Source organism: Acidihalobacter sp., assembly GCF_037381185.1.
Taxonomy (GTDB): domain Bacteria; phylum Pseudomonadota; class Gammaproteobacteria; order DSM-5130; family Acidihalobacteraceae; genus Acidihalobacter_A.
Genome location: NZ_JARRQY010000002.1, coordinates 1 through 15488, shown reverse-complemented (window position 1 = coordinate 15488; position 15488 = coordinate 1). Strand labels below are relative to the sequence as shown.

Below are 15488 nucleotides of genomic sequence, written 5' to 3'. Positions count from 1 at the left end.
CATCAGTCCGACAACAGCGGCAGTCCCAACAAGGCACGGCCGATCCACAAACGCAGGATATCCGTGGTCGGCGACATCAGATGAGAGGCCCTAGCGTCGCGCAGCAATCGGTGCAGACTCGAACCTTCTCGATAACCGATACCGCCGCTAATCGTCATCGCCTCGTTGATCAGCGTGACGACGGCATCGGCGGCCTCCACCTTCGCCGCCATCACGGACGTGAGCGCGTCGGGCTCGCCGGCATCGAAACTCGCCGCAGCCTCGTAGATCAAGCATCGGGTGCGTTCGAGCATGCCCCACAACGAGCCCATCCGATGCTGCAACACCGAAGCCTGCGCGAGGTTCGCCCCAGTATGGGCATGGTGGCGGCGCATCAGATGACGCCGCGCTTCTTCCACCGCCGTCGTCGCCACCCCCAAATAAGTCCCGGCCAATGCGGCCAAAAAATACGGCATCACGACGTTGAAGATGTACCAGATCTGATCGCCTTCCTTGCCCAGAAGATTGGAGCGCGGCACAAGCACGCAGTGCAATTCCATGGCCCGCGAGGAATTACCACGCATACCCAAACCATCCCATGGCGCGCCCCACTTCACTCCTTCGGCATCCGCGGGCACAACCACGCAGGAAAACTGGCGGACGGCTGGCGATTCCGGATCGCTGCCGACGGCGGAGACCACATACAAATCCGCATGCCCGCCGTTGGTCACGAAGGTCTTCGTCCCGTTCAGGGTGAATACATCGCTGGCCGCCGACTCGAGCTTCGTTTGCGGAAAGTAAAAATGCGCTCCCGTTCCAGCCTCGCTCAGAGAAAGCGTGGTGATACAGTCCCCTTCGCAAATCGGACCGAGGAAACGCGCCTGCTGATCGATCGTCGCATTGGCCGCGATCACGGAAGCACCGACGCAATGCATGCCATAACAGATCGCCGTGGACGCGCACTCTCTACCCAGAATTTCGCAAACCCGCGCCAGCGTCAACAAACCATGACCGCGGCCACCATATTTTTCGGGAACGACGAGTCCACCGAGGCCCGCGCCCTGAAGCGCCCGGATACCGGCCTCGGGCCAGCGTGCATCGCGATCCACAACATCCGTATTGACAGCGACCACGTCCGTCGCAATTTCCTGTACACCCTGAAACAGCAGCTCCAATTCTCGGCTATTCACATCCGATACCACTTGTGAAATAGGGATGTCGATCGCCAGGCGCACGCTAACAACGCGATGCACCTCGCTGCGCACCAGGCACTACTGAATCCGATCAAAGGCGGCAAATTCAGCTATCGGCCAATCTTCTCCTTCGCATGGACGCGCATAGCGTAATTCAGGATCGATCACACACATGCCCGCTAACAACCCCGCCATGAACAATCGGTCAAATACGCGTCCCTCTCAATATTCCTGGCACATCCGATAATGGACGCAGATCTGCCGCGCAGACATATGGACGGACCTTCAATGGTGATCAATCAAAGAAAACGAGCGCACCTTCTGTATCGATTCTATGCGATTCGCATTCGTTCCGACCACGATATTTCCCGACCTGTCGCAGCCCCACAGGTGGTAGGCGCGAAAATCGCGTAAATCCTCCGGCAGCTGATTGCGGTGCGGCATTTGCCGTGGAATCAGCTTTTCCGTCGCCCCGGCTTTGGCCAACTTCAATTTGATGCGCTTCAATTCGCTCATCAACTCCTCGGCGAGTTCACCATCCCAAGCCCCGACCACTCGGCCGGCATCGGTCTTGATCACATCGTCCATGGCGTCCTCCGTTAAAACCGTTCGGCGATCATGCGCAGCACGACATTGGGAATCACCCAGTTGCTGCCGTGCTTTTGTTCCTGGACTGCCACGAGCATTTCATCGCGCGAAAAATGAATACCCCGGTCCGCAGCCAGTCCGCAGTACAGATCGACGAAACTATCCTTATCCGGCGCTTCATCCAACCGATCCAGCAAAGCCGGATCAGCAACGACCAACTCGCCGAACTGTTTTATGGGTTTCTCAAACGCACGAGACTGCTGGTCTCGATCCAACGCGGATTTGATCATCGTTGATTCTCCTTTTCTCCTCCATTAACACCGAAGCGAAAAGCGCGTTTGCGTATTGAGCCGATAAAAACCTGCTAACGCGCCTAACGTCGGCCAATAAACGACAACCAAGCGAAAAAAAGAATTCGGACGTTTACTATCGATTACGGGTAGTTCTACGCATGTGGCATATCCGACGTCAGTGGCGAAACCGACGACCGGGTTTGCCCAGCGTCGACATATTCGATGCGACATAGTTTTCGGGAATATCGGCTTCCGCGCATTCATCGGATATGCCGAGTGGCGAGTTAGGCCATCACGCCACGCCGGCATGCGGGAACGGGCTCGCACGCGCATCTGCACACGGCATCCAGGCCGTCATCAGCGCAGCGACACCGACTTAACATGTTTTCTTACATACGCACGGCCATCGCTCCCATCAGGATGAAAATGATCGACCAGCCGAGATCGAAATTCAGCCAGTAGCGCGTCAGCGCCTTGAGCCCGAGCCGGAAATACACGGCCACGGCGATGGCGAGCGAGATCACCAGTTGCGGCAAGGCCATCGCCGCGCTGATGCCGAGCGCCAGCAGGGTGTAGCTCTGCAGCGCGGTGGGCAAACTCACCGCCGCCGGCGCTCCGGCCTGCGAGATCATCACCAATCCGAGCAACGGCGAGAGCATCATCAGCGGAGAACCGCAATGCGTCAGCGCCATCACGAACGACCAGCGGCTCACGTGCAGCGGCGACACCCGGTTCAGCAACCGCGGATGTCCGGACTTTCTCAGCTTGAGCAGGCCGTAGACGATCAGCGTGGCGCCGATCCAGGGCATCAGCAGCATCGGGTGCAGCTGAGTGAACGCCAGCAGCCAGGCCATCGGCAGCAGCACCACGTTCATACCCAGATAGTGTCCCCAGGCGAACCTCACTCCGCCGCCGAGCAGCGCCTTCACCGAATGGTTTTCGAGCCCCCTGGACGTTGCGTAAAGCCAGCCCATGGAAGGATTCACGCCCTGGTAGACACCCATCGCCGCGGCCATCGCGACCAAACCCGGTACATGCATCATCGATCGATCCTCCGCTCTTGTAGTGGTTATGCGGCAGGCCTTCGGGCAACGCGCCTCACGTCGCCGGCCATCACCGTCATGCAATCGCACAGCACATACCTTGCCAACAGCACCCGACCGCGGTTTCCACCGCATCGGCGGCGCCCGGACACGGCGACGGCTCTGCGCGGGTGTGCCGATCTGTTCCGCGGGGCATGACAGCCTGCGCCCGAATCGGTACAGCGTGAGCCGGGCGCGCAGATCCTAGCGTGGCGGCTTGATGCCGTAGCGGCGCATCTTCCGGTACAACGTGTTGCGGCTAACGCCAAAGCTGCGCGCGACCTTGGCCACGTTCCAGCGCATCGCTTCGAGTTCGCGCAGCAGCACCGCGCATTCGGCCGAGGCGAGCGGATTGTGCGATTCACCCTCCTCCGAGCCATCCGGATCGGCGGACCCCGCCGCGTCGGTTCCCGCGGTCTGATGGAATTCATCGGCGAGGTCGGCGGCCGCGATCCTTTCGTCGTCGCACAATGCGATCAATGTCCGCAGGGTGTTGCGCAGTTCGCGGATATTGCCAGGCCAGGCGTAGTCCAACAGCATGCGCATCGCATCCGGCTCGATGCGAATGCGGTCGCCGGCCTGTTCGAGTTTGAGCATGTACTCAATCAGCTGGCGCCTGTCCGTGCGCGCGCTCAGCGCCGGCAGAACGAGGGTCAGGCCGCGCAGACGGTAGTACAGGTCCTCGCGGAACTCGCCGCTGCGCACCAGGGCCGCAAGATCGCGGTGCGTCGCGCTGATGACGTTGATGTCGACCTCGATGGAGGTTTCCGCCCCCAACGGCATGACCTCCCGTTCCTCCAGCACGCGCAGCAGGCGCGCCTGCAACGACAGCGGCATGTCACCGATTTCGTCCAGAAACAGCGTACCTCCGTGCGCCAGGACGATCTTGCCGCGGCTGCCCTGGCGGTTGGCGCCGGTGAACGCGCCGGCCTTGTAGCCGAACAGTTCGCTCTCGATCAGCGTCTCGGGAATGGCCGCGCAGTTGACCGTAACGAACGGCTTGTCCGCACGGTCGCTGTAGGCGTGCAAGGCCTTGGCGAACAGCCCCTTGCCGACTCCGGTCGGCCCCGACAGCAGCAGCGACACGTCTCGGCCGATCAGTTTCTTCGCCTGCCGGATGGCCTTGGCCATGCACGGATCGCCGAAATCGAGCTGCTCCAGACTGGGCTCCGCCGTGCCCGTCCCGCGCGGCGGCGCCGACCGCACGCTCGCCCCGGCACGCGCGCCGACGCGCGCCGGGCTCTCCAGCAGGGCGAAGAACCGCTTGCCGTCCGCCATGCCGTGCAGGGAAACCGGCCGTTCGGGCGAACGTCTGGCGACTTCATCCATGAACTCGGCCAAGCGCAGGTCGAACACGTCTGCGATATTCCGATCGAGCAGCATCTCCCGCGAATCCACGCCCAGTTGGAACAACGCACTGCGATTGGCGCCGAGCACCTTGCCTTCCGGATCGAAGGACAGCACGCCCTCGCCCAGCGTGTTCAGGAACTCCGGCCGGCTGTGAAAATGCAGCAGGTAGCGGTCGCGGTACGCGCAGCGGAATACCCGGTTTTCGATGAGTTGGGCGGACATGCTCACCAGACTCATCGCATGCTGTTGGGCCACGCAGGCGGTGCTCGACACGTCCAGCACCGCCATCAGGCCGCCCTCTGGATCGTAGATGGGTGCGGCGGAACAGGTCAGCACCGCGTTGCGGACCAGAAAATGTTCGTTATGGTGCACGGTGACCGGCTTGCCGGTCACCGTGCAGGTGCCCATGCCGTTGGTGCCCTGGGTACGCTCGTTCCACAGCGCGCCGAGAAGCAGGCCGTTAGCGCCCGCCTGCCGTTCGAACTCCATGTCGCCCACGAAGTCGAGCACGCAGCCGTCCGCGTCAGTGAGAATGATCGCGTGCCCAGAGCCAGCCACCTGCTGGTGCAAATTGCCCATTTCCTCCGACGCCAGAGAGAGCAGGCGCTCGTGCCGCTGAAGGCGTTCGCGCAGCAGCGCGGACTCCAGCACCTCGGGCTCGCACCGGCCTCCGGGGTCCAAGCAATGCTCAATCAGGCAGCGACGCCAGGAATCCGAAATATAGGACTCGACACCGTGCACCATGGCGTCGTCGGTCACGATCGCCTGGATACGTTCGAGATGGCGCGCGGCTTCGCGATCAGGCACGCGTCACCGTCCTTGTGCATGGGCGCGGACCGTCCGCCTGGTACACAGCGAAGGAGACACTCGCAGCTGTACCGATAAGGTGACAGTGCGTCACATATTTCCACATCGGGGACACCACAGCGGATGCGCACATCCAGCCAGTACGGCACTTCCCAAACGACTGTATCCGATTCGTGTACATCGTCGAACTCCACCAGCGTCGGCGCCGCCGCGCACGGGATACACACACGCAACCATCCTGCATCGCGCCCAGGCCATGAGCTTAGATAATCGTCGGCGAAGCGCAACACATCCGCTTATGGGCGCATCAATGGCACGCATCATGCTTTCGTAGCATTTCCGAACGCGGCTCGGCTTGCGGAGAACGATTTCGGGAGGAAATGGGAAAGACGGGCTCAGCCGCTTTCGGATCGACAGAAAAACAAAACAGACGACGAACACAATTGGAGGAGTTATGGCCAGCGTATTGCGTACGGATCCAACCTTTTATCCTTCGCCGAAACTGGCGATGGAGGCCCCTAGAGAGACTTACGGCTTTGTCGTGAACCTGTGCACCGACGGCAGCAAACCCGATGCGCTGTCGGTCGTGGACCTGGACCCCCGCTCGGGATCCTACGGTCAGATCGTGCATCAAGTCCGCATGCCCAACATCGGCGACGAACTGCATCATTTCGGCTGGAACGCCTGCAGTTCGGTGCTGAATCCGATGGGCGGGCACCCCTTCGTGGAACGGCGCTACCTCGTCATCCCCGGCATCCGCTCATCGCGCATCTACATCGTCGACACCAAACCACATCCGACGCAGGCGCGCATCGTCAAGATCATCGAACCCGAAGAGCTGATGCGCAAAACCGGCTATTCGCGGCCGCACACCGTGCACTGCGGGCCGGACGGCATCTACATCAGCTGCCTCGGCGGCAAAGGCGTCAACGGCGACGAGACGCCCTCCGGCATCTTTATCATGGACTGCGAGTCCTTCGAAATCCTCGGTCCGTGGGAAATGGACCACGGCGAGCAGCGGCTCTCCTACGACTTCTGGTGGCACTTGTCGCAAAACGTCGCCATGACCAGCGAATGGGGCACCCCGCGGCAGTACGAGAACGGTATCGTCCCCGAAGATCTGCTGTCCAACAAATACGGCCACCACCTGCATTTCTGGGACCTGTCCAAGCGCCGCCTGAAACAGACCATCGACCTCGGCCCCAGCCATCAGATGGCCCTGGAAGTACGCCCGGCGCACGAGCCGAACCGCGATTACGGCTTTCTCGGCGTCGTCGTCAATACCGAAGACCTGAACGGCGAAATCTGGCTGTGGTACCGAGACGAGGCGAAAGCCAGCGAGGAATTCAAGGTCAAGAAGATCATCGACATCCCGGCCGAGGCGGCTGATCCGGCCGACCTGCCCAAGCTGCTCAAGGGTTTCGGTGCGGTCCCGCCGACGGTGACCGACATCGACCTGTCGCTGGACGACAAATTCCTGTACGTCGCCTGCTGGGGAACCGGCGAACTGCGTCAATACGACGTGAGCGACCCGCACAATCCGAAACTGAGCGGCAGCGTCCATCTGGGCGGCGTCGTCCGCCGCACGCCGCATCCGTCCGGTAAAGACTTCCCCGGCGCACCGCAGATGCTGGAGATCAGTCGCGACGGACGCCGCATCTACTTCACCAATTCGCTGTACAGCACCTGGGACGACCAGTTCTATCCCGATGGCGACATGCCCGGTGTGCAGGTTCTCGTCCACGTCGACCCGAATGGTGGGCTGACGCTCGATCCGGACTTCTTCGTCACCTTCGAAAAAGGCTATCGCGCGCATCAGATCCGACTCGAAGGGGGTGACTGCTCGACCGACTCGTTCTGCTACAGCTCGGTTTAGTCCACCACGCACAGACAGCTCGACCGCGTTTGCGCGGGATGCCTGGCACCCGCGCATACCGCTTCGCCGCCCGGCGAAACACTCCAACAGATCAAGAGGCATACGACCATGAACGCATCCGTCTCGCTTCACCCCGACATCGATCACGGCATCAAGCCCACCGATCCGCATTTCCACGGCGGCACTCTGCACTGCAAATGCGCCCACGATCAGGTTGTCGTAAAAGTCGACGCGCAAAGTGCGTACAATCACGCCTGCGGTTGCACCCAGTGCTGGAAACCCGAGGGCGCGAAGTTCTCCCTCGTCGCCGTGGTGCCGCGCGAAGCGGTCAGCGTCGTCGAACACGGCGAGAAACTCGAGATCCTTGACCCTTCGGCGGCCATCCAGCGCCACGCCTGCCGCGAATGCGGCGCGCATATGTTCGGCCGCATCGAAGACAAGGGCCATCCGTTCTACGGATTGGATTTCATTCACACCGAACTGTCCAACGAGGCCGGCTGGTGCGAACCGCAGTTCGCCGCCTTCGTCTCTTCGCTTATCGAAGGCGGTACCGACCCAGCCCAGATGGAGACCATCCGAGCGCGGCTGCACGAACTCGGGCTCGAGCCCTACGACTGCCTCTCGCCGGCGCTGATGGACCTGATCGCCACGCACGTCGCCAAGGAGAAAGGCGTACTGGGCACGGCCTGAATCGCTTCGGCAACGCAGCAAAAACACCACAACAAGGAGATCGCCCATGAAAGCCAGAGCCGCTGTCGCCTGGGAACCGCGCAAACCGCTCGTCATCGAGGAAGTCGACGTCGAAGGCCCAAAGGAAGGAGAAGTCCTGCTCAAAGTGCATGCCAGCGGCGTGTGCCACACCGATGCCTTCACTCTGTCCGGCGATGACCCCGAGGGCGCGTTCCCCTGCATTCTCGGCCACGAAGGCGGCTGCGAAGTCGTCGAAGTGGGGGCCGGGGTAAAGAACCTGAGCGTGGGAGATCACGTCATCCCGCTGTACATCCCCGAATGCGGGCACTGCGAGTACTGCCACTCCGACAAGACCAACCTGTGCCAGAGCATCGCCGAGACCGTATGGACCGGCTACATGCCCGACCACACCCGGCGCTTCAAGGTCGGCGGCAAGGACATCTACCACTACATGGGCTGCTCGACCTTCAGCGAGTACACCGTGGTGCCCGAGATCGCCCTGGCCAAGATCAACAAGGCCGCGCCGCTGGACAAGGTCTGCCTGCTCGGTTGCGGCATCACCACCGGCATCGGCGCCGTACTCAACACAGCCACGGTCGAACCGGGTTCGACCGTGGCTGTGTTCGGCCTCGGCGGCATCGGTCTGTCGGCCATTCAGGGCGCGGTCATGGCCAAGGCCTCGCGCATCATCGCCGTCGATATCAATCCGGAAAAATTCGAGATGGCCCGCGCACTGGGCGCAACCGACTGCGTCAACCCAAAGGAACTCGGCGTCAGCACCACCGAGGCGATCAAGGAAATGACCAACGGCGGCGTCGACTACTCCTTCGAGTGCATCGGCAACGTCGAAGTCATGCGCGAGGCGCTGGAGTGTTGCCACATGGGCTGGGGCGTGTCCACCATCATCGGCGTGGCCGGCTCGGGCCAGGAAATCCACACCCGTCCGTTCCAGCTGGTCACCGGCCGACGCTGGCAGGGCACCGCCTTCGGCGGCGTCAAGGGCCGCAGCCAGCTGCCCGGCTACGTCGACCGCTACATGAACGGCGAGATCAAGATCGACGAAATGGTCACCCACACCATGCCGCTGGAAGACATCAACCGCGCCTTCGACCTCATGCACGAAGGTCAGAGCATCCGTTCCGTGATCATTTTCTGAGGGACTTCATGTCGACACTCGAACGTATCGAACGCATCAAGGAAAGCGGGGGCTGGCTGGATCGCTACCAACACGACTCCACCAACTGCCGCTGCCGCATGACGTTCTCCGTCTACCTGCCGCCGCAGGCCGAACACGGTCCGGTGCCGACCGTGTACTGGCTCTCGGGGCTGACCTGCACGGACGACAACTTCCGCACCAAGGCCGGCGCCCAGCGCTATGCGGCCGAACTCGGACTCGCGCTGGTCATCCCCGACACCAGCCCGCGCGGCGAAGACGTGCCGGACGAAGCCGAACGCTACGACCTCGGCCAGGGCGCGGGTTTCTACGTCAACGCAACACAGGCGCCGTGGTCCGAGCATTATCAAATGTACGACTACGTCACCCGCGAGCTGCCGGCACTGGTCGAAGCCGAGCTGCCGCTGGTGCCGGGCCTCAAGTCCATCTCGGGCCACTCCATGGGCGGCCACGGCGCGCTGATCTCTGCGCTGAAGAACCCCGGCGCCTACCGCTCGGTGTCGGCCTTCGCGCCGATCTGCCACCCGACGGCCTGCGGCTGGGGCGGGGGCTGCTTCGGCGCCTACCTGGGCGGCGACCGCGAAGCCTGGAAGGCCTATGACGCGACCGAGCTGGTTATCGCCGGCGCCGAGCCAATCCCACTACTGATCGAACAGGGCACCGCCGACGAGTTCCTGGCCGAACAACTCTACCCGCAGGATCTCGAAGCAGTCTGCAACGCTCACGGCTTCCCGCTCACGCTGCGCATGCGCGACGGCTACGACCACAGCTATCACTTCATCGCCAGCTTCATCGGCGAACATCTCGCCTATCATGCGGCGGCATTGAAATAGGCTGCCCGGAAACGCGTGCGGGGAAGCAGAACGCTTCCCCGCACGTCGTCGGTCAGGCGGAGCCGGATCCGCCGCGAACGTAATCAGGAATTGCTCTTCAGCCCGGCAATCCGCTTGGCACTCAGCGTTTCGATCGGATCGATGGCGCCATTCTTCACGCGCCAAACGACCATGGGCCCGGAAACATCGCCGTAGCGATTGAAGTGCAAGGTACCAGCCGCCCCCACATAGCGGATCGGCTTGCCTTCCTTGAGCAGCCGGGCCCCCTTACGGAAACTCACCACCGAAGCATAGATCGGCGTTCCCCTTGGATCGGTCACGTCGGGGATCATGTTACGCACCGTGGTGCCGCTTACCGACTCACCCTTGCCCTTGGCCGCCTCGGCCGCCAGCACCTCGATCGCCGCGGCGTCATAGGTAGCCGCATCGTAGGACTCGCGCATCGGATGCCCGTAGGCCTTGGTGAAGGACTTCGCCACGTAGCCCAGGCTGCGCGTCTTGTTATTGCCCGGCACGGTGCCCCAAACATGTCCGTTCAGATAGCTGCCGCCGATGCTGTCGACGAACTGCGGCGCGTGCAGTGCATCGGGGAACAGATATACGTGCGGACCGCCGGAACCGATCCACTCGCGCATGATCACTTCGGCAGTATTCGGATAACCCACCAGGAACAACGCCTGGGGATGGCCCGCCATGGCCTTGCCCACTTCACTCATGTACGTCGGCTGGCGTGGATTGAACGGCACATCGGCCGTAACCTTGCCGCCCATAGCCTTGAACTCGCTGGCGAAACGCCCCGATAACCCTTTGCCGTACGGGTTGTTGAGATACAGGATGGCAACGCGTTGCAGCTTGGCCTGCTTGCGCGCCACATACGCCATCGCCACGCCCTGCAGCGCGTCGGAAGGCGCGGTACGGAACCAATAGCCCCCCGTCTTGCCCTCCTTGGCCAGGGTGGTCAGCGCCGGAGAGGTGGAGGAGGAGGAAATCTGCACCACTTTGCTCGGTGCGGTCACCGAGGTCAGGATCGCCATCGACACGCCACTGGACGAAGCGCCCACGATGGCCGGCACGTTCTTCAGGTCGACCAGCTTTTTCGCCGCATCGACGCCGATCGCCGGCTTGGTCTGGCTATTCGCTATGATCGCATTGAAGCGGCAACCGTCCACCGCTCCGGCCTGATCGATCTGATTGATCGCCAGCTGCGCCATCTGCACGTTTTCCTGTCCCTGCGCGCTGAGTTCGCCAGAAGTCGGCAGCACCACCCCGATCGGTATCGAACAAGCGGCCTGCGCCAGCGCCGTGGTCAACGGCAGCGCCGCCAGCGCGGCGGAAGTCGCCACGAACCAGTTCCTTCTCATAACTGCACCCTCGTATAGCGAATGAAGTGACGGCTTGCGCCGTCATTCCGTTGACACATAACGAGAAGGATGGTTCCACGCCGCACTACCGCATCGCGACGTCGACCAGCTTACGGATTGGACGCTCAGCGCTTGCGCCAGCAAAGCACGCGGTTGTTCGCAGGCATGGCGAAATCGCGCTGCAGCATCAGGCCAGCCTCGCGTGCAAGCCCGTCCACCGCCTCGAAATCGCGCACGCCGCTGCGCGGATCGCGCCCCTTCAGCCAAGCGTCGAACCGCGCGTTGCTTTCACTGGTATAGCTACGGCCGTAGTTGAACGGTCCATAGCACGCGAACAGGCCGCCATCCTTCAGCACCTTGCCGATGCCTGCGACACAGGCTTCCACCGCTTCCCACCCCATGATGTGGAAGGTATTGGCGGTATAGACGTAGTCAGCCTCCGCAAGCGGCCATGGCTGCGTACGCACATCCAACTCGCGCGGTTCGAGCAGATTCGGCAGGTCCGCTTCCGCACGCCAAGCGCGAATGCTGGGAAGATTCTCCGGCAGGTCGCTCGGTTGCCACTGCAGGTACGCGAAGGCGCGGGCGAAATAGACCGCGTGCTGGCCCGTGCCACTACCCAACTCGAGTACCGTTCCAGGCGCTGCAAAACACCCGTGCAGCACCTCCTCGATCGGAGCGCGATTCTGTTCGCTGGCCGGTGAATAGCGCTTGTCGGCAACCGGTTCATGTGTCGTTGCACTCACCGCATCAATCCTTCGGGCCGAACAGCAGCCACAGAATGAAACCCAACAACGGCACCAGCACTATCAATACGATCCAGAACACCTTCATGCCGGTGCCGACGCGGCTCTGTATCACCTTGACCAGCGCCCAGACATCGAGCACCAACAGGACGAAACCGAACAATCCACTTACGTGTACGCTCATGCAGCATTCCCCAATAATCAGGCATCCCGCACATTGTCGGCCCTGAAGGGCGCATGCACCAGCGCCGGGCTCCTCGACGCAAAGCGCCCCCTCGGGAATCGAGGAGGCGCCTGCATCGGGATACCGAACCGTCCTTAAGGCCAGGAGTCAGGAGTTGGGCAGGATCACCACGGTGTAGAGGCTCTGCTTGCCCTTGCGGACCCTGATCGGGACCGGCTCGCCGGAAGGCAGCGACGCAACGATACGTTCAAGCTGCGAGGGCGAATCGACCGACTGCTGACCGATATCCTGGATCACCATGCCGGGCGTGATACCGGCCTGCGCCGCCGGACCAGAACCCACACCGATGACCAGCACGCCGCGGCTAATCCCGAGGTTTTTCGCGGCGCTCTTGGTCAAGGGCTGCACCTGAATCTGCAAGCGCTGCACATCGCCGCTCTTCCCGCCCGAGCTACCGCCTATGCTCGTAGCGTTCTTGGGCAGTGCGCCGATCGTCACTTCGAGCGTCTTGGGCTTACCGTTGCGCAGAATGCCGATCGATACCTTGGTCCCGGGCTGGGTGTTGCCGATCATCGGCGGCAACTGGCCGACGTCGTAAACCGGCTTGTCGTTGAAGGTCACCACCACGTCGCCGGGCTTGAGACCGGCCTTGATCGCCGGACCGTTGGGCACCACCGAAGCGATCAACGCGCCGACCGGCTCCTTGAGATGCAGCGCCTGCCCCATCTTGGCCGACACGTCCTGCACCTCCACACCCAGCCAGCCAAACTGGATCGGCTTGTGCTGAGCCAGATCGTGCACCACCCGCATCACGGTGTTGATCGGAATCGAGAACGACAATCCCATATACCCGCCGCTCTTGGTGTAGATCTGGTCATTGATGCCGACCACCTGGCCGGACATATTGAACAGCGGCCCCCCGGAGTTGCCCGGATTGATCGGCACGTCGCTCTGGATGAAGGGGATGTACTGATCGTCATGCGGCAGCGAACGATTGACCGCACTCACCACGCCCTGGGTCACCGTGTTGAAGAAGCCAAAGGGTGCCCCGACCGCCAACAGCCACTGCCCAACACGCAGATGATCCGAGTTGCCGACCGGCACCGTCGGCAGATTCTCCGCCTTGATCTTCAGCAGCGCTGTGTCGTAGCGCACCGACATGCCTACCAGCTTGGCCGGATAGGCGTGATGGTTGGCCAGCGTCACCATGATGTGGTCGGCGCCGTGTACCACGTGCGCCGCGGTGACGATATAGCCGTTGGGGCTGATGATGAAGCCCGACCCCAGATCCGACACCTTCTCGTGCGTCGGACCGCCCGGCACCATGAACTGGTGGAAGAATTGATGGAACGGAGAATTGGGCGGAAACGGATTCTGCGCGCTCTGCGGTATCGTCTTGGTGCTGGTACTGCTGATGTTCACCACCGCCGAACCGACCTTCTTGATGATCGGCGTGAAGTCGGGCAACCGCACCAGCGGCGGCTGCGGCGAATCATTCACGTGAATGGCCAGCGGCGCCGGTGCGGCCAGACTGAGCGTCGTCGCACCCAATCCGACGCCCAGCACGCAGAAGACCATGGCCGCAACGAAGCGCCTGGGCGCCGTCGGGAAACGGCGAATGCGGGGATTTTTCATGCTTGCCTCCATCTTGGAATATTCGTTCACGCCCAGATGGACAGGCGTCGCCCAAGGCTGGTTCCGAAGCCCGCGGCGTTGCCCAACAGACTGTAAAGTCCCGCGATTTCAGCGCTGGCGCGGCCCGACGCCCAATCGCACGATGGTCCCGCACGCAAAGTTTTACCTGTTTTTACGCTCAACAACACGACTTGACGGCCCACGGTTGCTTTCCGCGCCCGAATCCAGAACATTGTGCGCATGTCCGACGCCGACGAAATCGTACTCTGCGGACTCGACGGCGTGCTCGCGCTGATCGAACACCGCCTGCACCACCTGCACAACGACGAAGGCGTGCGCGACTGGGACGCCTTCTACGCCGCCTGCGTGGACGATATGCCCAACCTGCCGCTGATCCAGCGCCTCAACCTCGCGCGCGCGGAAGGCCACCCCATCGTGCTGCTCACCGGCCGCAGCGCAGCCGTGCGTACCCAGACCGATACCTGGCTGCAGCGCTGGCATATCGGCTATGACGGACTGTGGATGCGCCCGGCAGACGACCGTGCACCGGCGGCCGAACTCAAGATCCAAGTCATCGAACGTCACCTGGCCGGGCGAAAGATCCGCCGCGTGTACGAGTCGGCACAGCAGCTCGACTTCGCCCGCTGGTGCACGCAGCAAGGCATCCCCTGCACACTGTTCGGCCCCAACCAGGGCAACGGCGCCGAGCGCGAACTGTTCGACCTGCGCTCCGTACGCCACGCCTGCGAGCACGTCACGCTCTACCCCTTCTACGGCGACGACGACTATGCCTGGGACGACCGCTGCGGGCAGCTCGCCCAGGGTGCCTGCCTGCTGTGTCAGGCCGACCAGATGGACGCCGAACGCCGCAGCAGGACCGAGCAGGCCCGGCTTGCGGCCCGCGAGCGGGGCCTGCCGCCGCTGGAGGGCTCCGATAAACAAGTCACCTGGGCCGAGGGCATACGCCTGAGCGCCTTCGGCGCCATCGACAAGGTGCACAAGTGGATCGCACAAAACGACACTGAAGCCGAGCAGGAAGACCCGGACCACTGGCATACCGTCAAGCAGGGCGTGGCCAAGGCCACCGTCTATCTGGAAGAACAAGCCGAGGCCAAGTGGTGGATCGACCACCGGCACGGGATCATGAACAACCTTGATGCGGGGCGGGCGTTGTTGTCCGCGGTAGCAGAGCAGGAAGGGTATTTTTGAGTGTACCTGAGTAAAGGCGACGTACTCGCTGACCATGGTGGCCGGTTTCTGGCGCGGTTTTGAGGTGTGTGGTTTCTGTTGGTTATGTGGTGGGAGCAGCTCCCATTGTTGGCGCTGAGGCTTGTTTCGGGCGCGAATCAGCGTTTCCAGTTTTGATCCTGCTTGGGTGACGCGCCCGAGCCCCTTTCTTTACATGCCCAAAGAAAGAGGCAAAAGAAAGGCACCCGAAGGCCTTGTCCCTGACGGGCAAACCTCGAGCGCACACCCCGTCACGGGGCACCGCAGGCACTTGCCATCCTGGCAAAGCCTGCTCGGGCGGCCTCCTGCCGCCCGCCCCCGCGCCGGGGCGCACGCTCGAGGCAAGGCCACACGGGAACCGAAGGTCAAAACAGAACGCCTCCCAAACGCTTGGGCTACGCATTCGCGTATCGAGGGGTAGGTTGGGGTAAGCGAAGCGCACCCCAACGCGGGCGGTGCAGATCATGTTG

14 protein-coding genes are annotated in these 15488 nt (G+C 62.3%); 5 read left to right on the top strand and 9 right to left on the bottom strand.

Annotated features, from left to right (window positions below; genetic code table 11):
* Positions 1 to 2: 2 nt before the first annotated feature.
* The 5 genes from P8014_RS00725 to P8014_RS00705 form a co-directional block, all read right to left on the bottom strand.
* Positions 3 to 1244, bottom strand: a complete 1242-nt coding sequence (locus P8014_RS00725; RefSeq protein WP_337815388.1) for an acyl-CoA dehydrogenase family protein — start codon at positions 1242 to 1244, stop codon at positions 3 to 5.
* A gap of 213 nt (positions 1245 to 1457) precedes the next feature.
* Positions 1458 to 1760, bottom strand: a complete 303-nt coding sequence (locus P8014_RS00720) for a hypothetical protein (RefSeq protein WP_337815387.1) — start codon at positions 1758 to 1760, stop codon at positions 1458 to 1460.
* Between the two features lie 11 nt (positions 1761 to 1771).
* Positions 1772 to 2050, bottom strand: coding sequence for a Nif11-like leader peptide family natural product precursor (locus tag P8014_RS00715; protein ID WP_337815386.1), 279 nt, complete (start codon positions 2048 to 2050; stop codon positions 1772 to 1774).
* A 392-nt stretch (positions 2051 to 2442) separates the two neighbouring features.
* Entirely contained in the window at positions 2443 to 3096 is a 654-nt protein-coding gene (locus P8014_RS00710; protein ID WP_337815385.1) for a hypothetical protein, read from the bottom strand.
* Between the two features lie 243 nt (positions 3097 to 3339).
* A complete protein-coding gene (locus tag P8014_RS00705) occupies positions 3340 to 5292 on the bottom strand; it encodes a sigma-54-dependent Fis family transcriptional regulator (protein WP_337815384.1) in 1953 nt (650 codons plus the stop codon).
* 454 nt (positions 5293 to 5746) lie between these two features.
* Between P8014_RS00705 and P8014_RS00700 the strand changes: the two genes are divergently transcribed.
* The 4 genes from P8014_RS00700 (at position 5747) to fghA (ending at position 9865) form a co-directional block, all read left to right on the top strand.
* Complete coding sequence (locus P8014_RS00700) at positions 5747 to 7168, top strand: selenium-binding protein SBP56-related protein (protein ID WP_337815383.1); 1422 nt, start codon at positions 5747 to 5749, stop codon at positions 7166 to 7168.
* A gap of 108 nt (positions 7169 to 7276) precedes the next feature.
* A complete protein-coding gene (gene gfa, locus P8014_RS00695; protein WP_337815382.1) occupies positions 7277 to 7858 on the top strand; it encodes an S-(hydroxymethyl)glutathione synthase in 582 nt (193 codons plus the stop codon).
* A gap of 46 nt (positions 7859 to 7904) precedes the next feature.
* Complete coding sequence (locus P8014_RS00690; RefSeq protein ID WP_337815381.1) at positions 7905 to 9014, top strand: S-(hydroxymethyl)glutathione dehydrogenase/class III alcohol dehydrogenase; 1110 nt, start codon at positions 7905 to 7907, stop codon at positions 9012 to 9014.
* Between the two features lie 8 nt (positions 9015 to 9022).
* Entirely contained in the window at positions 9023 to 9865 is an 843-nt protein-coding gene (gene fghA, locus P8014_RS00685; RefSeq protein ID WP_337815380.1) for an S-formylglutathione hydrolase, read from the top strand.
* Between the two features lie 83 nt (positions 9866 to 9948).
* On the opposite strand, the gene P8014_RS00680 is transcribed toward fghA, so the two are convergent.
* The 4 genes from P8014_RS00680 to P8014_RS00665 all read right to left on the bottom strand — a co-directional run bounded on the left by P8014_RS00680 (position 9949) and on the right by P8014_RS00665 (position 13791).
* Positions 9949 to 11226: an ABC transporter substrate-binding protein gene (locus tag P8014_RS00680; protein WP_337815379.1), complete on the bottom strand. Its 1278-nt coding sequence runs from the start codon at positions 11224 to 11226 to the stop codon at positions 9949 to 9951.
* 125 nt (positions 11227 to 11351) lie between these two features.
* The gene (locus tag P8014_RS00675; protein ID WP_337815378.1) at positions 11352 to 11972 is read right to left on the bottom strand and encodes a DUF938 domain-containing protein; all 621 of its coding nucleotides are present in this window, start codon (positions 11970 to 11972) and stop codon (positions 11352 to 11354) included.
* 4 nt (positions 11973 to 11976) lie between these two features.
* Positions 11977 to 12156 (bottom strand): PLDc N-terminal domain-containing protein, encoded by a 180-nt coding sequence (locus tag P8014_RS00670; RefSeq protein WP_337815377.1) that lies wholly within the window; start codon positions 12154 to 12156, stop codon positions 11977 to 11979.
* Positions 12157 to 12303: 147 nt separating this feature from the next.
* The gene (locus tag P8014_RS00665; RefSeq protein WP_337815376.1) at positions 12304 to 13791 is read right to left on the bottom strand and encodes a Do family serine endopeptidase; all 1488 of its coding nucleotides are present in this window, start codon (positions 13789 to 13791) and stop codon (positions 12304 to 12306) included.
* A gap of 240 nt (positions 13792 to 14031) precedes the next feature.
* Between P8014_RS00665 and P8014_RS00660 the strand changes: the two genes are divergently transcribed.
* The gene (locus tag P8014_RS00660) at positions 14032 to 15000 is read left to right on the top strand and encodes a hypothetical protein (RefSeq protein ID WP_337815375.1); all 969 of its coding nucleotides are present in this window, start codon (positions 14032 to 14034) and stop codon (positions 14998 to 15000) included.
* The last annotated feature ends 488 nt before the right edge of the window (positions 15001 to 15488 follow it).